Source organism: Romboutsia sp. LXY-2, assembly GCF_056171995.1.
The window spans coordinates 149,928-171,715 of record NZ_JBKFGI010000011.1 but is presented as its reverse complement, the minus strand read 5'-3'; the positions used below and the strand labels follow the sequence as shown (position 1 = coordinate 171,715).

The window sequence follows — 21,788 nt, the reverse complement described above, 5'->3', positions numbered from 1 at the left end:
AAAAGAGGGAGGTATTTGATTAACATTAACATAAGATGTATTTAAATATAGTAACAATCTCATTGAAAGAAATATTTGAATAAGATTAACATTAACATAAGATGTATTTAAATTAACATAGTATTCTTTATTAGATACCATCTCATTATGATTAACATTAACATAAGATGTATTTAAATTTATTTAAAGCTATATAATCATTACTACAAATATCGATTAACATTAACATAAGATGTATTTAAATTTACAAAATGCATTCAACGCAGTAAATAGATTTGCTGGATTAACATTAACATAAGATGTATTTAAATGTTTATGCTGGAGCTATAAGTCCTCATGCAGAGTTGATTAACATTAACATAAGATGTATTTAAATAAAGATAAATGATCCATATATGGATATGGAAAAATGGGATTAACATTAACATAAGATGTATTTAAATACATATCCACAATTAATGCACTGGTTGCATCAGAGATTAACATTAACATAAGATGTATTTAAATTACTCTCCCGAATCACTAACTTCAATTCCTTCATTTGATTAACATTAACATAAGATGTATTTAAATCGTTGAACTTAGCATTACTAGTCATATTAATGAATTGATTAACATTAACATAAGATGTATTTAAATTGTTTAATTCTACTCTTGTAGATAAATATGGAAATGGATTAACATTAACATAAGATGTATTTAAATCCATCAAAACGTCTTAAACCTGTAACTAATATTTTAGATTAACATTAACATAAGATGTATTTAAATTTGTTAGTTGATCATAGTATACCTTGCTTTTTACTTCGATTAACATTAACATAAGATGTATTTAAATCCTCTAGCATCGATTACTTCTGCATTAGATGTTTGGATTAACATTAACATAAGATGTATTTAAATACTGTATAATAAGGCATATCAGAAAGCAAAGTCTTTGATTAACATTAACATAAGATGTATTTAAATTTTAACCATGCATTATTTATTGTAACTCTTTCACTTGATTAACATTAACATAAGATGTATTTAAATTTTAGTTATCATTATCAGTATATCGACCTAGCTATACGATTAACATTAACATAAGATGTATTTAAATTTAGGATATAATATAGATATATCAATGTTTCGGAGGTTATAGTATGCCAAGTATAAAGTCTATATTAACAGATATACAAACATTACCATTAGGTCAAGTAGAGGAATTATTAGCTTATTTAGAAGCAGATGAAGTATTTTTTGCCGAGAGTTTCAAAGGTACAAGAACTAATAATATGCCAAGAAAATCTCGTAAAAGAGGTAAAGAGATTAAAAAGAGAGGTATATCTAAAGAACAGATTTGTGTTGCAACAGCTTTAGATAGACAAGGTAATTTAATAATAGAGCCTTTATGTAAAGGTAGAATGACACATAAAGAACTTGAAATCCTATACAAAGGTCATATAGGAGAAAACTCTATATTATGTACAGATAGCCATAAATCATACATTAAATTTGCTACTGACTTTAATTTAGACCATAAACGCATAAAGACAGGTAAACATAAAGAAGGTATTTACCACATCCAACACATCAATAGTTTACATAGTAATTTGAAGAAATGGATGGGTAGATTTAATGGTGTTGCAAGTAAGTATATATCGAATTATATGCAATGGTTTAAGTGGTTAAGGATATTCGAAAGTGATAGGGATTCTATTAAAACTAAGAATTTTATTGTACAAAGTAATGTGGCTTATTCATACACTAAGATAAAGGATTTCAAATTAAGGACACCACAGTTTATATAATTGGTAATAAATTGGTGAAAGTAATGCTATAATAAAAATAAGTACGCAATTGTTATAAATTGTGAACGTATAATAATACGCATAAGTTTAGGGGAGATTTTAATGAAGAAAAATAACATTTTAATAATTTTAGTAGTATCTTGTATAGTTATTTTAGGATTTTATATTTGGAGATTCTCTCCATTTTTACCACATATAAATAGAAATAATGATGGTAGTTTTACTTATGAAAACATTACTTACTCACAGTATAGTGGAGAAGATTTTATGGAGAAATTTAGCCACTTAGAAAGAGGTAAAAAGGTAGCTATAATAAATAAACAAGGTGATTTACCAAAATGTAGTATTTATGAGGCAAAGGGAGACAATTCTAAGGACATACTTATTGTGTATGAGGAGATTATTATGTCAATAGATACATACTATCATCGATTAAAATAGTATTAGTTTAAGTTTTCAAACAAATTTAATGAACAATATTAATATAATGCGAACAAAAATGTAGGGGTATGTCAGTCGATATACCCCTACATTTTTGTTATTTAAATTGCCTCTAATATCAACACTATATTAAAACATAGCCTAAATTTAAAATATTTAAATGTATTGTACATATTAGAATATGATTAACATTAACATAAGATGTATTTAAATTTATTTTTGTTCTTATTATCTAAGAATTGAACTCTAGATTAACATTAACATAAGATGTATTTAAATCTAGATGGAATATTGGAAGGGGATGCAGCAAGCGATTAACATTAACATAAGATGTATTTAAATGACGGAATAAGAATATTTGTAATAATTATTTTCTAGTTTTTATACAAAAGCATATTGTTATTTACAGATGGCGTAAAAACATCAAGCTATTCCTCTAGTTTCTATAACTGGTTTTAGTATCATATTATTTACAACAAGTAACTATGAAGAAGATAAAATCAAAGAACTTGGTAAATGATAAGCCCTCATTTATGTTATACAGTTACAGTAGCAAAACTGATTTCATAAAGGGGGCATATTTTTATAAGTCACCAAATAAAAATGATTTAATTGGTAATGAGAAAATAGTAAAATGCGAGAATCAGAAAAACTAATTGAGACAGTTGTATTATCTGCAGGGCTGTGTTTAATCTTTATGGTAATAAACACAGTAGACTAATACGCCATTTTCATGGAAGTTGATATAGGTAAAGCTGGAATAGATATATACTCCAGTTTTTTACACCGAATTAAAATAAGTTTTAACTAATAGTAAAATTCCTGCCTTGACAATTATACTTGTCATACATTACAATTGATAATGACAAGGAAGATTGTCAAAGTGACAATAAAAATAGTCAGGAGGTATTAAATGCCATTAAATAATCGCTTGAAAGAATATAGAGCTAAAATTAATGTGAATCAAACTGAAATGGGACTATTGGTTGGAGTATCTAGACAAACAATAAGTCAAATTGAGCGAGGGGATTACTCTCCTTCAGTTACTTTAGCATTAAAGATAGCAAAAATTTTTGGGGTAAGTGTGGAAGATATTTTTAGTTATGAGGAGGATGAGTGTAATGAGTGATAACCGTATAAGTGAAATTAAAAAGGAAGATAAAAAAGCTTTTAAAGGATACTTAGCTATAATGGTATTAGGTGGGATAGCAGGGGCTCTGTTTAGCCAAGTATCTGGTAACCTAAAGGAAGTTTTAGGAACTAATTTAGTACATTTCTTAATGAATATCCTTGAACAAATTGCACCATATGCAACTATTGTTCTTTCTATAGTTGTAATAATAGTAAGCAGGGTAGTATACGCTAAATCACGAAAAGGATATGACTTATGGAAGGATACAATGGAAGACGATGATACTATAGATAAAATCGAAGAAAATTTATCTTACGTACTATTAGCTGTATCTGTAAATATGATACTTGGCTTCTTCTTCTTAGGGGCAGGATTTAAATTAATAATATTTGACGATATAAATAGTGACCTTGATATTGTAAAAACTATTGTTTTACTTATAGGATTTATATTATGTGTAGCATCTAGTACTTTAATCCAAAAGAAAATAGTAAATCTAGAAAAAGAAATTAATCCATTGTTAAAAGGTAGTGTATATGATACTAAATTTGCAAAGAAATGGATTGATAGTTGTGATGAATCTATAAAGCTAGATATATACAAAAGTTCTTACAAATCATACACTTCTGTATCTGCAACATGTGCGATACTTTGGATACTTTGTATTGTAGGATTTGAATTATGGAATTTTGGAATAATGCCTTTAGTAATGGTAACTATTATATGGCTAGTTTTAACAGTTTCTTATTGTTTAGAATCGATTAAGCTTTCAAAAGTAAAATAAAACCCTGTTAATGCCAAAAAGTAGCTATCTAAAAAATAGTTACTTTTTTTATTATATAAAATGATATAATAAATATACTTGTATTTAAATAAAATGGGAATAGTTAACATTAGAAATAAATAAGAAGAGATTAAACTAAGGAGAATATAATGAAGGTAACGATAAAGGACGTAGCAAAAGAAGCAAACGTAGCTACTTCAACAGTATCAAGAGTATTATCTAATAGTTCTAGAATAAGTGAAGAAACTAAAAAGAGGGTACACGAAGCCATAAAAAAGCTAAATTATAATCCAAATGTCATAGCAAGAAGCTTAGCCAACAACAAAACAAAAATAATAGGAGTTGTAATTCCTAGTGAGTCTCAAGACATACTTTCAAATCATTTCTTTATAAAATCAATGAAAGGCATGAGTAAATGTGCACAAGAAAAAAATTATTATATAACATATGTATTTAGTGATGAAAATAAAAGTGAAATTGACCATATAAAAGACATTACTAAAAGTAAATTGGTAGAAGGAGTAATCTTATTAAGAGCAAAAGAAAGCGATGAAATTATAGAGCATTTAATTTCAACAGACTTTCCTTTTTCAATTATAGGAAGACCGCAAAGCTTAAAAAATATATTATGGGTAGACAATGATAACTTTAAAGCAATGTATGATTTAATAAATAAACTTGTACAAAAAGGGCACAAAAACATTGGATTTATAGGTGCTGTTAAGGATTGGAATATGTCTAAAGACAGACTGGAAGGATACAAAATAGCAATCAAAGAAAATGGCTTAAAATACAATGAAAACATAGTAAAGCATGAAAATGAATTTACAGAAGAAAATGGATACAATGCAGCAAAAAGCATAATAAATGAAGAGGTAAGCGCGGTAGTAACAACAGATGATTTATTAGCTTTTGGAGTGTTAAAGTATTTAAAAGAAAAAAATATAGAAAACATATCAGTAGCTGGATTTAACAATACGCCACTTAGTGAATATCAAAATCCAAAGCTAGCTTCAATAGACATTAACGCCGATATATTAGGTTATAGTGCAACAAACATATTAATAAACCATCTAGAAAATAAAGAAGATATGCAAAAATTTTGTATAATAGATACTGAATTTGTAGAAAGAGAATCTTTTTTAGATACTAAGGGATTATAACTTATCTGTTTGTGGATAAGTTATAATCCCCACCGCCTATAATTTATACTCAAGAACACAATCCTCTCCAGCAGTAACCGTAGAGCCAATCAATGTATTTAATGATTTTAACTTATCATGATTAGTAATCAATAGAGGTGTAATTAAAGAGATATTATTAGATGTAAAAACATCTCTATCCAACTTCAATATAGGAGTACCACATTTGACTTTATCCTTTTCAGATACCAAAACTTCAAAGCCCCTACCCTTAAGTTCTACAGTATTGATACCGACATGAACTAATAGTTCAACACCGTCATTTGTAGACATAGCAAAAGCATGCTTAGTGTCCATAATAAATTCAATAGTACCATCACAAGGAGCAACTACAACATCACCAGTACTATCTATAGCAATTCCATCACCAATCATTTTCTTTGCAAATGCATCATCGGGAACATGACACAAATCAATTACTTTTCCTGTGATTGGAGCATTAAATACCTGAGCTTTTTTAAATATATTAAACATATAAGAGTCCCTAAAAGGGAACTTCACCATCCCTTCAAAATATAGTTTGTATTTATTCTAGCAGTATAAAATTTTAGAATCAATAGTAATAAAACTTAAGGGAAAATTACCACAAAATGAGAAAAATACGCAAATTTAAGAATAATATCTCTTTACTGTGGAAATATTGCAAACGTTTCCGTTAGTAATGTATAACTTAATTAAGACATGAGAACTCATAAAAAAATAAAAGGGGAAGTGATTTATATGATGCAAAAAATTCAAAGATTTGGATCTGCAATGTTTACACCGGTATTATTATTTGCTTTTGCAGGGATTATGGTAGGGATTTCTACAGTATGTAAGAATCAAGAAATAGTAGGAAGTATAGCAAATCCTGATGGACTTTGGTATCAAATGTGGTACGTAATAGAAGAAGGTGCATGGATGTGCTTTAGGCAGCTACCACTTCTATTTGTTATAGGCCTTCCTATAGCCTTAGCTAAAAAAGCACAAGCTCGTGCATGTTTAGAAGCATTAGCAACATACTTGACTTTTAATTATTTTATAAGTGCAATACTTTTGCAATGGGGTCCTACTTTTGGAGTAGACTTCACTGCTGAGGTAGGGGGAAGTAGTGGGCTAACTATGATAGCAGGAATCAAAACATTAGATACTGGTATGGTAGGATCTATATTAATAGCAAGTATAGTAGTTTACGTACATAATAAATACTTTGATAAAAGACTGCCTGAGTTTCTAGGGGTATTCCAAGGATCTTCGTTAGTTGTAATGATATCATTTTTTATTATGATTCCCGTTGCATTTTTAACTTCGTGGATATGGCCAATGGTACAAGGGGTAATTGGATCAGTACAAACTTTTTTAATAGCATCAGGAAATATAGGGGTCTGGTTATATACATTCTTAGAACGTATATTAATACCCACAGGACTACATCACTTTATATATAGTCCATTTGTATTTGACCAAGCAGTAGTGGAAGGTGGCCTAAATGTATACTGGGCAACACATCTATCAGATTTTGCAACAAATGCCCAATCATTAAAGGCGATGTTCCCTGAAGGTGGATTTGCTCTTCATGGTTTATCTAAAGTATTTGGTTGTACAGGTATAGGTCTAGCACTTATTGCTACAGCTAAGCCCGAAAAGAAGAAAATTGTTACAGGACTTGTTGTACCAGCTATATTAACAGCAGTATTAGTAGGTATAACAGAACCACTTGAATTCACATTTTTATTTATAGCACCACCACTATTTGTAGTACATGCAATATTAGCAGCAACATTATCAGCAGTATCATTTGCATTTGGTGTAGTTGGAAACTTTGGATCAGGACTTATAGACTGGGCAGCTCTTAACTGGATACCACTGTTTAAGTATCACTGGATGACATACTTGACTCAAATCGGTATAGGATTAGCTTTTACAGGTATATATTTTGTAACATTTAGATATTTAATATTAAAGTTTAACTTCAAAACACCAGGTAGAGAAGATGATGGTGAAGAAGCAAAACTATATACAAAAGCTGACTTTAAAGCTAAGCAAGAAGCAGGTAAAGTAACTTCTTTAAGTAAAGCAGAGCAAACTTTAGAATTATTAGGAGGAGCTTCAAATATTATAGATGTTACAAATTGTGCAACTAGACTACGTTTAAATGTTGTAGATGAAACTTTAATAGAAAGTGATAGTAAATTTAGAGAAATAGGCGCACATGGAGTATCTAGAAATAAAAAAGCAATACAAGTAATAATAGGTCTATCAGTACCACAATTTAGAGAAGAATTTGAAAAAGTATTAGAAGCTAAAAGAGCTCTAACAGATGAAAAAGCAAATTGAGAAATTTCTCACTAAATGAGAAAAAAAACAGGTTTTAAAACAAATACCAAGTTAAATTAGAATTATTGATAAGATAAAATTTAGATGATATAAATTAAGTATAAACAAAAATAATAAAGACATAGGGGGATATAGATATGAAAAGATTTTCAATAGCAATAGCTGGTGGGGGAAGTACATTTACACCAGGAATAGTATTAATGTTACTAGATAACTTAGATAAATTACCATTAAGAAAGATAAAGTTTTATGATAATGATGAAAAAAGACAAGATACAATAGCAAAAGCATGTGAAGTAATACTAAGAGAAAAAGCTCCAGAAATAGAATTTTTAGCTACAGTAGATCCAGAAGAAGCATTTACAGATATAGATTTTGTAATGGCTCATATAAGAGTTGGGAAATATGCAATGCGTGAATTAGATGAAAAAATACCACTAAGACATGGAGTAGTAGGACAAGAGACATGTGGACCAGGAGGAATGGCATATGGTATGCGTTCAATAGGTCCAGTTATAGAAATACTAGACTATATGGAAAAATATTCACCAGATGCGTGGATGTTAAATTACTCAAATCCAGCTGCAATAGTAGCAGAAGCAACTAGAAGACTGAGACCTAATTCAAAAATACTAAATATATGCGATATGCCAGTAGGAACAGAAGAATTTATGGCAAAAATTGCAGGACTTGATTCTCGTAAAGATATGAATGTACGCTACTACGGACTAAATCACTTTGGATGGTGGTCAAGTATTACAGATAAAGAGGGAAATGACTTAATGCCAAAAATAAAAGAGCATGTAAGTAAATACGGATACTGTGTAGATGTAGAGGCACAGCAACATGGAGATGCAAGTTGGAATGATACATTCTTAAAAGCTAGAGATGTATATAAAGTAGACCCAACTCATTTACCAAATACATACTTAAAATACTACTTATTCCAAGATTATGTAGTAGAACACTCTGATAAAGAATACACTCGTGCAAATGAAGTTATGGATGGACGTGAGAAGTTTGTATTTGGAGAATGTCAAAGAGTAATCGATAATCAATCAACAAAAGATTGTGAATTACACATTGATGACCATGCTTCATATATAGTGGATTTAGCTCGTGCAATAGCATACAATACTGGGGAAAGAATGCTATTAATAGTTGAAAATAATGGTTCAATAGAAAACTTTGATTCAAGTGCAATGGTTGAGATACCATGTATAGTAGGAAGTAATGGACCAGAGCCATTAAGAATAGGAAAAATACCACAGTTCCAAAAAGGATTAATGGAACAACAAGTATCAGTTGAAAAGTTAGTAGTAGAAGCATGGGTAGAAAGATCTTATCAAAAGTTATGGCAAGCAATAACACTATCAAAAACAGTACCAAGTGCAACAGTAGCAAAATCGATACTAGATGATTTAATAGAAGCAAACAAAGAATTCTGGCCTGAATTAAATAAAGAAGAGGAATTAGCGCTAGTATAAAATAAAAAGTAAATCCAAAATAATATAGGGAATATTTAGAATAATTACTTTTCTAGATATTCCCTTTTAATGCAGGAATTAAAAGAAATTTGTAGAATTATATATAATAATTGACAATTAAATAGATACTTAGGAGGATAACTAATGAATTTGGCAGAACTAGTAAACAGTAACTATAGCAAACTTAATGAAAATGATTTACATATTGTTAAATATATACTAAATAATAAAACAATATGCTCAAAAATGGGAATAAACGAACTAGCAGACAAATGTAACGTATCTAAGAGTTCGGTATTAAGACTTACACAAAAGCTTGGGTTAAGTGGATATAGCGAATTTAAGGTGTTTTTAAAATGGGAAGAACAGAGTAAATTGGATAGAAAAGAAGATGAAATGGATTATATTGAAAGTCTAAGTAAGTCTGTATGTGACACAATAAAAAATAATAATGAAGATAAAATTAGAGATATATGTAAAGTGATCCATGAAGCGGAACGAATTGTTATATATGGAACAGGAAGAGCGCAACAAATATGTTTAGAAGAACTTAAAAGATTATTCTTGTTTACACATAAATATTTTATAGCAGTAGGTGGGGCATACGAGTTTGAAGCTTTAGCAGATAGCTTAACAAATAAAGATGCAGTGATAATATTATCATACTCAGGTAACACAAATAACCTTGACACATACGTAAGAAAACTAAACATAAGTGGAATAAAAGTAATATCTATAACTAAACTAGAAAACAACAAACTAGCAAGTTTAACACCATACAACTTATATGGAACAAGTATTAGTAGATACTTAAATAGTGGTGAGAAACATAATTGTACTGTATTTTTCTATATAATAGCAGAAATATTATTTTACAACTATGAAAAATACATAAGAGAAATAAACTAGCATAATGTACTATATTAAATATTATAATAATTTATTTAATATGAAAATGATAACTAAAGAAACATGAACTGTAGAAAAATTGACTCATTCGAAAATAGTAACTTTTTTTATAGAATTATGAAAAATAATACTTGAAATTGTTTTCACAAGATGCTAATATGTAAAATATAATATTTCTCCAAAGAGAGATATTTTTTTACAAACTTGCGCAACCGATTGCACAGCAGAGGGGGAAATAAAAGATGAGAAAATTTAAATTAGGATCATTTGATTTTTGGCAAAAATTTGGTAAAGCACTTTTAGTTGTTATAGCTGTTATGCCAGCAGCAGGTCTTATGATTTCCATAGGAAAACTTATAGGTATGTCATCAGATATGGAGTTAGTTATTACTATAGCTAGAGTAGTAGAAGATATAGGTTGGGGGATTATTGGAAATTTACATGTATTATTTGCAGTTGCAATAGGTGGCTCTTGGGCTAAAGAAAGAGCTGGTGGGGCATTTGCAGCAATAATAGCATTTATATTAATAAATAGAATAACAGGTTCAATATTTGGTGTAAATAGTGATATGCTTTTAGATCCAAATGCAACTGTTACTTCATTAACTGGAGCTAATCTTTTAGTTAAAGACTACTTCACATCTATATTAGGTGCACCAGCTCTTAATATGGGAGTATTTGTTGGTATTATATCAGGGTTTATGGGAGCTCTACTTTACAACAAATTCTATAATTTCTCTAAGTTACCACAAGCTTTAGCATTCTTTAATGGAAAACGTTTTGTACCGTTTGTGGTTATAATAGGTTCTGTAGTTTCAGCTTTAGTTTTATCTATAGTATGGCCATTTATACAAGGAGCTCTTAATGCCTTTGGTATGTGGATAGCATCATCAAGAGATAGTGCCCCTATACTTGCGCCATTTGTATATGGAACTCTTGAAAGATTATTATTACCATTTGGACTTCACCATATGTTAACAGTACCTATGAACTATACAGAACTTGGTGGAGTATATGAAATTATGACAGGCTCAGCAGTAGGAACAACTGTAGCTGGACAAGATCCATTATGGCTTGCATGGATAACAGATTTGATAAATTTAAAAGAAGCAGGAAACATAGAAGGATATAATCAATTGCTACAAAGTGTAGTGCCAGCTCGTTTTAAAGCAGGACAAGTTATATTATCAACTGCATCACTTGCAGGTATATCAATGGCAATGTATAAAAATGTTGATAAAGATAAATTAGCTAAATATAAACCAATATTTTTATCAGCACTTCTTGCATGTTTTTTAACTGGCGTAAGTGAACCTATAGAATTTATGTTTATGTTTATATCACCTATATTATATCTTGTATATGCAATACTTACAGGACTTGCATTTGCACTTGCTGACATAATAGATTTAAGAGTACATGCTTTTGGATTTATAGAGTTTTTAACTCGTACACCAATGCTAGTTAAAGCTGGGCTTATTAAGGATTTATTAAACTTTGTAATGTCATGTGCTATATTCTTTGTAGGAAATTATGGAATATTTAACTTCTTAATAAAGAAATTTGATATAGCAACTCCAGGACGTAGAGGCAATTACATAGAAGACTCAGAAAAATCTGACTCTACTTCAAATAATAATGGTGATGAGCTATCAAATACAATAATAGGCCTTCTAGGTGGAAGAGAAAATATAGAAGAGGTAGATGCTTGTATGACTCGTTTAAGAGTAACTGTAAAAGATACAAATTTAGTAGCTAATGATAAAAAATGGAAAGAAGCTGGGGCGCTAGGTCTTATAATAAAGGATAGAGGTGTTCAAGCAATATATGGGCCAAAAGCTGATATATTAAAATCTAACATAATAGATGCACTAGGAGCATAATATGAAACTTTTGACATTAAATTGCCACTCCTGGCAAGAAGAAAATCAGATTGAGAAAATTAAATATATAGCAAAAACTATAAATGAAAAGGACTATGATGTGATAGCTATGCAAGAAGTAAGCCAGCATATTAATAGTGATATAGTTTATGAAAATATAAGAAAAGATAATTTTGCTTTACTACTTCAAGAGGAATTAAAAAGACTTGGAAATGATAAATATGATTTTTATTTTGATATAGTACATTTTGGATATGATGTATATGAAGAGGGGCTTTGTCTTATGACAAAGCTTCCAATTATTAGTAAAGAAAGCTTTTATGTAAGTAAAAATGATAACCTAAGTTACTGGAAAAGTAGAAAAATAGTTAAAATAAAAGCACTATATAAAGATATTGAAATGAGCTTTCTTTCATGTCACTTAGGTTGGTTTAATGATTGTGAAGAACCATTTAAATATCAAGCAGATAAACTTATGGAAAATATTGAAAAAGACAGTCTAACATTTATAATGGGAGACTTTAACAATAATGCGAATATAGTCAATGAAGGTTATGATTATTTAGCAAAAACATTAATAGACACATATAAAATCTCTAAAAATAGGGATGAAGGAATAACTGTAAAAGGTAAGATTGCAGGATGGGATAAAAATAAAGAAGATTTAAGGCTAGATATAATATTTACTAATAAAGAAGTAGAAGTGTTAAAAAGCGAAGTAATATTTAATGGAGAAAACAAAAATATAGTATCAGATCACTACGGTGTTAGTGTAGACATAAATATATAAAAAAGGTGATGTAAAAATGAACAAAAAATGGTGGAAAGAAGCAGTTGTATATCAAGTATATCCAAGAAGCTTTAAGGATTCTAATAATGATGGAATTGGAGATATACAAGGAATAATAGAAAAGTTAGATTATTTAAAAGATTTGGGGATAGATGTTATATGGGTATCTCCTTTTTATAAATCGCCAAATGATGATAATGGATATGATATAAGTGATTACAAAGGTATAATGGAAGAATTCGGTTCTATGGAGGACTTTGATAAATTATTAGAAGAGGTTCACAAAAGAGGTATGAAGCTTATAGCTGACTTAGTAATAAATCATACAAGTGATGAGCATCCTTGGTTTATTGAATCAAAATCTTCTAAAGATAATCCAAAGAGAGATTGGTATATATGGAGAGAAGGAAAAGAAGATAATGAGCCTAACAACTGGGAAAGTATTTTTAGTGGCTCTGCATGGGAGTATGAGGAAAATACAAAGGAGTATTATCTTCACTTATTTTCTAAAAAACAGCCAGACTTAAACTGGGAAAATGAAGATATGAGAAAAGCCATATATGAAATGATGAATTGGTGGCTAGATAAAGGTATAGATGGATTTAGAGTAGATGCAATTAGTCATATAAAGAAAGAAGAAGGACTTACAGACATGGCTAATCCTGATGATTTAAAGTATGTATCAAGTTTTGATAAACATATGAATGTAGATGGGATACATGAACACCTAAAAGAATTAAAAGAAAATACTTTAGATAAATACGATATAATGACTGTTGGAGAAGCTAATGGTGTTGAAGCTAGTGATTCACATCTATGGGTAGGCGAAGAAGAAGGTAAGTTTAATATGGTGTTTCAATTTGAGCATCTACATTTATGGAATGATAAGGTAGATGAAAAGCTTGAATTAAGAGATTATAAAAAAGTACTTACTAAATGGCAAAACGCTCTTGATAGAGATGGATGGAATGCTTTATTTATAGAAAATCATGATATACCAAGGTCTGTATCAGTACTTGGAAATGATCATAAATATTTAAATGAAAGTGCAAAGGCACTAGGTCTTATGTATTTTATGATGAAGGGTACACCATTTATCTATCAAGGTCAAGAGATAGGTATGACTAATGTAGCGTATGAAAATATTGAAGAATATAATGATGTAAAAACTATAAATGAGTATTATAAAGATTTAGACAATGGAATGGATATAGAAGATGCAATGAAAAAGGTATGGAAACTATCAAGAGATAACTCAAGAACTCCGATGCAGTGGGATGATAGTACATATGGAGGATTTAGTGAATTTAGTCCTTGGATTAATGTAAATGACAATTATAAAGATATTAATGTTAAAAATCAGTTAGATGATGGAAATTCTATTTTTAATTTCTACAAAAATATGATTAAAATAAGAAAAGAAAATGAATGTTTAATATATGGAAAATATAATCTTATATTAGAAGATGATGAAAATATATACGCTTATGAAAGAGTTTTAGATAAGGAAAAAATTATAGTAATAACTAACTTAAGTGATAATGAGGTAGTTTATGATTATAACATAAATATTAAGTACGATAACTTAGTTATATCTAATTATGAGGTTGATAATCATAATATTTCTAAAACTATAAATTTAAAACCTTGGGAAGCTAGAATGTATAAAGTATAAAATTAAGGAGCCTGTGAAGGCTCCTTATTTGCAAAATAAGGAAAAATTACAATTTAGTCTTTTTTTTTACATAGGAAGTCAAAACATTGGATTGATGATATACTTAATTTATAATATTTTAACAAATTATGTTAGTTTATAATACTAACTTTTTTGTTATTAAGACAAATTATTAGAATGGTATATTGGAGGAAGAAATGTATGGGGATAAAAAATATTAATCTTACGAAAAAGCAAAAAATTATTGGCTTAGTATTGATAGGGGTTTTAGCAGTTGGAGGATTTGTACTCCTAAATAAAAAAGGTAATAAAAATCAAGAGATATCTGATTCTGGACAGATGGAGACTATGGAAATGTACACTTTGCCTGGGAAAGAAAAAATATTTGTAACTGGAGCAATTCTTCCAACACAAAGTAAAGATTTTCATTATGAAGCAGATAAAGGTAGTTCATATGAAATAAGTGTTAAAAATGGAGATGTAGTAGAAAAAGGTGCAGTTTTAATTAAATACAAAAACACATCAGCTTTAGATGAAATAAAAGGGCTTGAAAGTCAAATAGCAACTCTTAAAAAGCAGAAATCAGAACAAGCAGGAGTAGTGGATGAAGAAGGCAAACCATTATATGACATATCGGCTATTGAATCAGAAATTAAGGCACTGAATAGTAAAGTTGCAGAGCTTAATAAAACAGTGTATAGCAGTGTTACAGCACCATTTAAGGGAAAAATATATATAAATGAAACAAAAAGTGAAAATAGTTCAGAGGGGCAAGTGGCGCAATCACTACTAACTCTTGATAGCTTAGACTATGAAATAAGTGGACAAGTTAATGAACAAAATTTACTTAAGGTTAAGAAAGGTGATAAAGTAGATATATTAATATTATCAACAAAAGAAAATAGAGTAGGATATGTAAAATCCATATCAGATAGACCTTCTGGAAGTTCTTCAGACATGAATGGTGGAATGGGTGGACAGAGTTCATTATCAAACTATGAGGTTAAGATACAATTTGAGAATCAAGAAGGATTATATAATGGATTCCATGCACAAGCTACAATAGTACTTGAAAATCAATCTTATAAAATACCAACTAGTGCAGTATTAGAAGAAGATGGAAAAACTTTTGTATTTAAAAATGTTGATGGTCAACTTGTAAAAGAGCCTGTAGAAGTTGAAGCAGGTGATGATAAAAGTTATGTAACGGTAATTAGTGGATTAAAAGATGAGGAATCTATACTAAGATACCCTGATGAAACAACTCTTGAAGGTAGCGCAGTTATTGAATAAACATTATAATCATTAACACAATAAAAGGAGGGGTTGTTTTGAAGGAAATTATTAGCTTAAATAACATAAATAAGTACTATAAAATAGCAAAAGAAAAACATCAAGTTTTAAAATCTATTAATTTTAATATTAATGAAGGTGATTTTCTAATAATAATGGGGAAATCAGGTAGTGGAAAAACTACTTTATTAAATATCTTAGGCTTTTTAGATAGATTTGATGAAGGAAGTTATATATTTAATGGCAAAGACGTATCAAATTTATCTGAAAGACAACGATCTGTATTTAGAAATGAAAACATAGGATTCGTCTTTCAACAGTTTAACTTAATAAATGGCTTAGATGTGTATAGTAATGTTGAGATGCCTATGGTATATAAGGGAAAAGTGAAAAAACAAGATAGAAAAGCTATAGTAAAGGAAAAGTTAGATCTAGTAGGACTTGGTGATAAAATACAACAGTTTCCACTGCAATTATCAGGAGGTCAACAACAAAGGGTAGCAATAGCTAGAGCTTTAGTTAATGATCCTCAAATAATATTTGCGGATGAACCAACTGGTGCTTTAGATAGTGATACTGGAATAGATATAATGAATTTATTAAAAGAGCTTAATAAGCAAGGAAAAACGATAATTATGGTAACTCATGATGAGGACTTAACAAGATATGCTACAAAAATAGTAAAACTTAGAGATGGAAATCTAGTATGGGAGGCGTCTATATAAATGAATTTAATAAAAAATGCTCTTGCCAACATAAAATCACATAAACTAAGAACTTTTGTAGCTATTATATGGATAATTATAGGTATTACATCTGTAATTGTAATTAGCTCTATAGGTAAGGGACTAGAATATAAAATGAGCCAGTCCGTTGAAAAAGTATCTAATAAACAGTTTACTGTAAACTTTGAGCCAACTAATTATATGAATCAATATTCAAATGGAGTATATTTAAGCCCATTTACAGTAAAAGATATTGAAGAAATATCATTTATGGAGGGTGTGTCAAAAGTTACTAAGGGTAGCGATCAAGATATGTATTGGTCAAATATTATGGGTATGGAAGTTTACTATGATAAAAAAGCTACACAATTAGAAGTAGCAGGTGCAACTATTGATGATAAAAATAAAGAAAAATACCAAGTAGCATTTGGTAGAAATTTTGCCATAGAAGATATGGATAGAGATGTAATATTAATAACTATGCAAGCTGCAACGGAACTCTTTGAAGATCCTATGGAGTCAATAGGTAAACCTATTAATCTGTCTGGTAAGGCATATGAGGTTATAGGTGTTATAGAAGAAAGAATGGATAATGGATCAAATGGTCCTACAGGCTTCTTTGATAGTATGAAAAATAGTTTTGAGTCATTAGAAAATGGTCAATCCCCTATGATGGACTACTGGTATTTGACAGGGCTTATACCACAACCTAAGATGGAAGATATGAAGACTTCTTGGGGAAATACTAATGAAGAGATATACAACATAACGGTACATATATCTAGTGGATATGACTTTTATGATGTATCAAGTAGAGTAACTGAAAAACTATCAACTATTCATGATGATATGGACGGCACATATGTGGCAAGTGACCCTAGTGATATGTTGATGGAGTTTGAGCATATGAAAGAAATGCTTAATAAGTTTGTGCAAGGAATTACATTGATTTCACTGTTTGTTGGTGGTATAGGTATAATGAATGTAATGTATGTTGCTGTTATGGAAAGACAAAGAGAAATAGGTATTAGAAGAGCAATTGGTGCCAAACCATCTACTATAATGTTCCAATTTTTAGTTGAATCTGTATTTATTACTGTTGTAGGAGGTATCATTGGTATTATAATCGGAGTTATAATTACAGTTATAGTATCAGGATATTTACCATTCTCTGCAAAGATAAATCCTTCTATTTTATCTTTTGCACTATTTACTTCTGTTTTAACAGGTGTAGTATTTGGAGTAATACCGGCATTTAAGGCATCTAGATTAGATCCAATAGAGGCAATAACAAGATAATTAAAAATATATAATGGACCATTTAAAAAAGTATGAAATATAACAATTTGCTGTTAAAAGATGACTAGTATGTCTTATAATAAAAAAAAATAAACTCTAGAACATAGAGTTTATTTTTTTATGGAATTTATTATATACTTTTATCATGTATGGTTCACTGCAGCAATTTTTCACATCTTCTATAGGAATCCATTTAACTACGCTAGTCTCGTCTTCATTTATTATAAGTGTATCATTTTTATCAGCTTCAAGAAGATATGCTATAGACAAATGCAGGTGAGAAGAAACATATTCTCCACGTTTAATATGACCATCCACAGTAAGTACATCTAAAGATAATATGTCTTTGCTTACAGGTATTACATTTTTTAATCCTGTTTCCTCAGTAGCTTCTTTAATAGCTACTTTTAATGTAGAAATATATCTATAAGGTTAATAATATATTATAAAAATATACTATGGATTAGATTAATAAATACTACTTAAGATATGAAAATGCTAGGTTGATTATATCGTTTTCCTTCAAGTTGGTATCAAACTTATTAAGGAAGTTGCTCATCATATCATACTTATCAAAAATATTACACGTAATAAATTCATTAATTAAATTGCTTGCATTAGCTTTTAAAAAATCAATATCATCATTAGATAATTTTATGTATTTATCACATGGAGTTTGTCCTATATCTTTAGTTTCTAATAGTTTAATATTTACTTCTTTGTTGCCCATGTCTAGATAAAAAATAGCATTATAAAGCGAAGAAGTAATTAATATTGAATAATCATTACTTACCTGATCATTTCCTTCTACATTATCTAAGTTTTTGCTAGCTAAATCAGAGCTATCTTTTCTTATAGTAGTATTTGGGGATTTATCTTCTATTTTATTGCTATATTGAGTATTTGAATAAGACTTTGTTAAAGCGTTATTTGCAGTTTGCATAGTGCTACTGCTAGCTATTATATAAAATAAAAATACAGCGGATATTATTATAGCTATTGAAAAAATCAACTTGAAATATTTAGACATAAGTTTATTCCTTTCTATTATATTCCTAGTAAATATATTTCCAATTTAAAAGATAATATACAAAAAAATAAACTCTGTAATGTAATACAGAGTTTATTTCCTACTAACATAAAATTTAGTTTTAAAAACTACATTCTTATACTCCAAATATACTATCATAAATCCCTAATTAGCCCTATAATTTCCAGAGTTTATCATATGATCTAACTTGAACTTAGGATAAATAGGTCTCTTAGAATACATCATATTCTTAATAACAAAATCTTTATGGTCCTCAGTATCTGGTAAGAAATATCTGTGAATTCCTAACTCTAATAAATCTTCTTTATCACCAAAATTCATATAACTTAAATAACAATCCTTAAGCTCAGGGTTATTTACAGTTAAATTATAAAATAAATCCTCAACAACCTTTAAATCATTCAATAAATGTCTAGTTCTTTCCTCTAACTCCTGATTCATATAAATAAAATCTCTACAGCAGTTAGCCAAATCAGACATAACTTGGTATTGAGTAGTAGTAATCTTTCTATTTAAAACTAAAGTTAAATAGAATAAGTCTCCCAATTCTTTTTCAACTTCATTTTCGCCTTTTAATAATAATCTTACAGATGGAAGTTCGCTAGGTGAGTGTATTGTTAACTGTGTGCCCTTATCGAATACTAAATTTAGCGGATATTTTATTTCATCATCATTCATTGTACCTATTAGTGTTGAATCTTCAACTATATAAAACTCGCCTCCTTGATATATGGCAAAGTCTTTTCCATAGTTATAGTAAAGTGTTTTTGTCGGAACCTTGTCTCCGAAATTAAATTCTTTTATATTTTCATTAACTCTTATTATTTTGTCAGAATCACTAAGTTGTGGATAGTAAAAACAATCAAATTTCATAATACTTCCCCCAATAGTTTTATATTATATTTCCTATTACTTTTATTATAGTACAAGTGTGAGGAAAATGTGATAAAAATAACAAAATAAAAATAATTTTTTAACAAAGTTACAACTTAGAAAAAAAGAGGGCTTAAAAACTTTGATTATAATATAATTAAAGTTCATAATTGTTATATAATATGAAGTGAAGATATTTTTGATATCATATAGACAAATAAAGACTTTAGGGGGAATTAGTATGAATACAGCAAAACTTTTAGAGATATTAGCAGTAGCAGAAAAGCTAAAATGTAATACTAGACATTCATGGACATCAAACGGACGCCACGAAAGTGTAGCAGAACATAGCTGGCGTATTGCATTAATGGCTTTATTAATGCGTGATGAATTTCCAGATATTGATATGGACAAGGTAATTCGTATGTGTTTGATTCATGATTTAGGGGAAAGCTTTACTGGTGATATTCCTACTTTTGAGAAGAAAGAAGAAGATAGTGAAAAAGAGGATGAGTTATTTTTAAAGTGGATTGAAACTTTCCCTAATCCTTATCGTGAGGAATTCACAGAGCTTTTAAAGGAAATGAATGAACGCAGTACTGAGGAAGCAAAGCTTTACAAAGTATTAGATAATTTAGAAGCAGTTATTCAGCATAATGAGGCGGATATTAGTACTTGGATTCCCCTAGAATATGATTTACAGTTTACTTATGGTGCGGATAAGGTGGAGTTTTCTCCTTATTTAGTAGAGCTAAAGAAAGAAATAGACAAAGTAACAACAGAAAAAATTGCTCAAAAGAGTGAAGCTTAGTTACTCAGCTAGCACTTAATTCTAGCTCTTAATTGAATAAAATCCTATAAATAAGTCTAAAATCCAAATAGATAAAATCTAAAATGAATAATGCTAATTTATCTATTAAAGATTAAAGAATAAAGAAATATAGGAGGATATTTTATGGAGAATAATAAAGTAAAAATAGTAGTGGCAGATCCATCAGCACTAGGATTATTTGGACTAGCTATTATAACATTAGTGGCATCATCTCAAAAGCTAGGGTGGACTAGTGGAGTATCATTAGTTATTCCATGGGCAATATTCTTAGGAGCAACAGCACAGTTATTTGCATGTATCAATGACTTCAAACACAACAATGTATTTGGAGCAACAGCTTTTGGTGCATATGCATTTTTCTGGTATGCAGTAGGTTTTACTTGGCTCATTCAAAACGGAGTATTTGGGCAAGCTTTAGCATCAGCTGTAGATACAAAACAACTTGGATTTGCATATTTAGGATATTTAATATTTACAATATATATGACTATTGGAGCAATGGAAACACATAAGGTATTATTTACAATATTTGTACTTATAGATTTCTTATTTATTGGACTAACATTAACTTCATTTGGAATAATGCCTCATGAGACGCATATGCTGGCAGGATATTCAGAGTTTTTAATAGCAATAGTATCTTTCTATGGTTCAGCAGCTTCTGTTTTAAACAATCACTTTGGAAGAGTATTTTTACCGGTAGGTAAGCCATTTGGAATCTTTAAAAAATAATTACTTTTTCTTTAGGCTATGTTTTAACATAGTGTTGATATTAGGAACAATTTTAATAAGAAAAGTAGGGTATACCGACTGATTGATATACCCATACTTTTTGTTCCCATTATATTAATATTGTGATTTTTTGATTTAATCAACTTTAGAATCATTATATAATATTGTTGATATACTATCATATATTTCATCATATATTTTAACTTCTACTTCATACAAAGTAGTATATTTTCTATCTATAATCAATTTTATATTTTTAGAATCTTTATTGAAACATATTTCTCTACTTTTGCCTTTTGATGATTTATATTCTTCAACAATAGTTATGTCTGAATTAAAGTATGGTTCGGTTCTATTTAATTCCTTCCAATCCTCATATTTAAGCAGATAATTAAAGTTTTCTATCTCTTTTTTATTTGTTATCTCTACTTGTTTTCCTTGAGTGTCTTTAATTATTATTTTATTTGGACCTTCACCAGATAACGCATCTTGACTACACCCTACACTGCATAAAGAGATAAGTAAAATAAGTTTAAAAATAAGTTTTTTAATAGAAACCACACTCCTATAT

At 29.2% G+C, this 21,788-nt stretch carries 20 protein-coding genes, 1 pseudogene and 1 CRISPR repeat array (1 of these 22 only partly in view); of the genes and pseudogenes, 16 read left to right on the top strand and 5 right to left on the bottom strand.

Features of this window, described 5'->3' with window-relative positions:
• Positions 1-1,102: a CRISPR direct-repeat array (repeat unit 30 nt; unit sequence GATTAACATTAACATAAGATGTATTTAAAT) (it extends 4,652 nt beyond the left edge of the window).
• A 118-nt stretch (positions 1,103-1,220) separates the two neighbouring features.
• From ACI48P_RS16830 to ACI48P_RS16810, 5 genes and pseudogenes are all read left to right on the top strand, one after another.
• Positions 1,221-1,793: pseudogene (locus ACI48P_RS16830) on the top strand (IS1595 family transposase); the annotation flags it as partial.
• 102 nt (positions 1,794-1,895) lie between these two features.
• Complete coding sequence (locus ACI48P_RS16825) at positions 1,896-2,234, top strand: hypothetical protein (RefSeq protein WP_475217878.1); 339 nt, start codon at positions 1,896-1,898, stop codon at positions 2,232-2,234.
• 913 nt (positions 2,235-3,147) lie between these two features.
• Positions 3,148-3,363, top strand: coding sequence for a helix-turn-helix transcriptional regulator (locus tag ACI48P_RS16820; RefSeq protein WP_475217877.1), 216 nt, complete (start codon positions 3,148-3,150; stop codon positions 3,361-3,363).
• A complete protein-coding gene (locus ACI48P_RS16815) occupies positions 3,356-4,150 on the top strand; it encodes a DUF3169 family protein (protein ID WP_475217875.1) in 795 nt (264 codons plus the stop codon). Before ACI48P_RS16820 ends, ACI48P_RS16815 begins: the two co-directional genes overlap by 8 nt.
• 149 nt (positions 4,151-4,299) lie before the next feature.
• Positions 4,300-5,313: a LacI family DNA-binding transcriptional regulator gene (locus ACI48P_RS16810; protein WP_475217873.1), complete on the top strand. Its 1,014-nt coding sequence runs from the start codon at positions 4,300-4,302 to the stop codon at positions 5,311-5,313.
• Between the two features lie 36 nt (positions 5,314-5,349).
• Here the strand turns inward: ACI48P_RS16810 and ACI48P_RS16805 are convergent, their stop codons facing one another.
• Entirely contained in the window at positions 5,350-5,856 is a 507-nt protein-coding gene (locus ACI48P_RS16805) for a PTS sugar transporter subunit IIA (protein WP_475217872.1), read from the bottom strand.
• Between the two features lie 216 nt (positions 5,857-6,072).
• On the opposite strand from ACI48P_RS16805, the gene ACI48P_RS16800 reads away from it, so the two are divergent.
• The 9 genes from ACI48P_RS16800 (at position 6,073) to ACI48P_RS16760 (ending at position 17,729) form a co-directional block, all read left to right on the top strand.
• Positions 6,073-7,668 (top strand): alpha-glucoside-specific PTS transporter subunit IIBC, encoded by a 1,596-nt coding sequence (locus tag ACI48P_RS16800; protein ID WP_475217871.1) that lies wholly within the window; start codon positions 6,073-6,075, stop codon positions 7,666-7,668.
• Between the two features lie 131 nt (positions 7,669-7,799).
• Complete coding sequence (locus ACI48P_RS16795; RefSeq protein ID WP_475217971.1) at positions 7,800-9,155, top strand: 6-phospho-alpha-glucosidase; 1,356 nt, start codon at positions 7,800-7,802, stop codon at positions 9,153-9,155.
• Positions 9,156-9,299: 144 nt separating this feature from the next.
• Positions 9,300-10,064 carry a MurR/RpiR family transcriptional regulator gene (locus ACI48P_RS16790; RefSeq protein ID WP_475217869.1) on the top strand — a complete coding sequence of 255 codons (765 nt, stop codon included), beginning with the start codon at positions 9,300-9,302 and terminating at the stop codon, positions 10,062-10,064.
• 242 nt (positions 10,065-10,306) lie between these two features.
• Positions 10,307-11,947, top strand: coding sequence for a PTS transporter subunit IIBC (locus ACI48P_RS16785; protein ID WP_475217866.1), 1,641 nt, complete (start codon positions 10,307-10,309; stop codon positions 11,945-11,947).
• Position 11,948: 1 nt separating this feature from the next.
• Positions 11,949-12,737 (top strand): endonuclease/exonuclease/phosphatase family protein, encoded by a 789-nt coding sequence (locus ACI48P_RS16780; RefSeq protein ID WP_475217864.1) that lies wholly within the window; start codon positions 11,949-11,951, stop codon positions 12,735-12,737.
• 16 nt (positions 12,738-12,753) lie between these two features.
• Positions 12,754-14,412, top strand: coding sequence for a glycoside hydrolase family 13 protein (locus ACI48P_RS16775; RefSeq protein WP_475217862.1), 1,659 nt, complete (start codon positions 12,754-12,756; stop codon positions 14,410-14,412).
• Between the two features lie 201 nt (positions 14,413-14,613).
• Positions 14,614-15,705, top strand: coding sequence for an efflux RND transporter periplasmic adaptor subunit (locus tag ACI48P_RS16770; protein WP_475217860.1), 1,092 nt, complete (start codon positions 14,614-14,616; stop codon positions 15,703-15,705).
• Between the two features lie 38 nt (positions 15,706-15,743).
• Positions 15,744-16,430: an ABC transporter ATP-binding protein gene (locus ACI48P_RS16765; protein WP_475217858.1), complete on the top strand. Its 687-nt coding sequence runs from the start codon at positions 15,744-15,746 to the stop codon at positions 16,428-16,430.
• A complete protein-coding gene (locus ACI48P_RS16760; protein WP_475217856.1) occupies positions 16,431-17,729 on the top strand; it encodes an ABC transporter permease in 1,299 nt (432 codons plus the stop codon).
• 96 nt (positions 17,730-17,825) lie between these two features.
• On the opposite strand, the gene ACI48P_RS16755 is transcribed toward ACI48P_RS16760, so the two are convergent.
• From ACI48P_RS16755 to ACI48P_RS16745, 3 genes are all read right to left on the bottom strand, one after another.
• Positions 17,826-18,047: an NUDIX hydrolase gene (locus ACI48P_RS16755; RefSeq protein WP_475217854.1), complete on the bottom strand. Its 222-nt coding sequence runs from the start codon at positions 18,045-18,047 to the stop codon at positions 17,826-17,828.
• Positions 18,048-18,207: 160 nt separating this feature from the next.
• Positions 18,208-18,759, bottom strand: coding sequence for a hypothetical protein (locus tag ACI48P_RS16750; protein ID WP_475217853.1), 552 nt, complete (start codon positions 18,757-18,759; stop codon positions 18,208-18,210).
• 165 nt (positions 18,760-18,924) lie between these two features.
• Positions 18,925-19,653 carry a hypothetical protein gene (locus ACI48P_RS16745; protein ID WP_475217851.1) on the bottom strand — a complete coding sequence of 243 codons (729 nt, stop codon included), beginning with the start codon at positions 19,651-19,653 and terminating at the stop codon, positions 18,925-18,927.
• Between the two features lie 241 nt (positions 19,654-19,894).
• Between ACI48P_RS16745 and ACI48P_RS16740 the strand changes: the two genes are divergently transcribed.
• Together ACI48P_RS16740 and ACI48P_RS16735 are read left to right on the top strand one after the other, a co-directional pair.
• A complete protein-coding gene (locus ACI48P_RS16740) occupies positions 19,895-20,464 on the top strand; it encodes an HD domain-containing protein (protein WP_475217850.1) in 570 nt (189 codons plus the stop codon).
• Positions 20,465-20,608: 144 nt separating this feature from the next.
• A complete protein-coding gene (locus ACI48P_RS16735) occupies positions 20,609-21,217 on the top strand; it encodes an acetate uptake transporter (protein ID WP_475217848.1) in 609 nt (202 codons plus the stop codon).
• Between the two features lie 135 nt (positions 21,218-21,352).
• Here the strand turns inward: ACI48P_RS16735 and ACI48P_RS16730 are convergent, their stop codons facing one another.
• A complete protein-coding gene (locus ACI48P_RS16730; protein ID WP_475217847.1) occupies positions 21,353-21,778 on the bottom strand; it encodes a hypothetical protein in 426 nt (141 codons plus the stop codon).
• Positions 21,779-21,788: the final 10 nt, after the last annotated feature.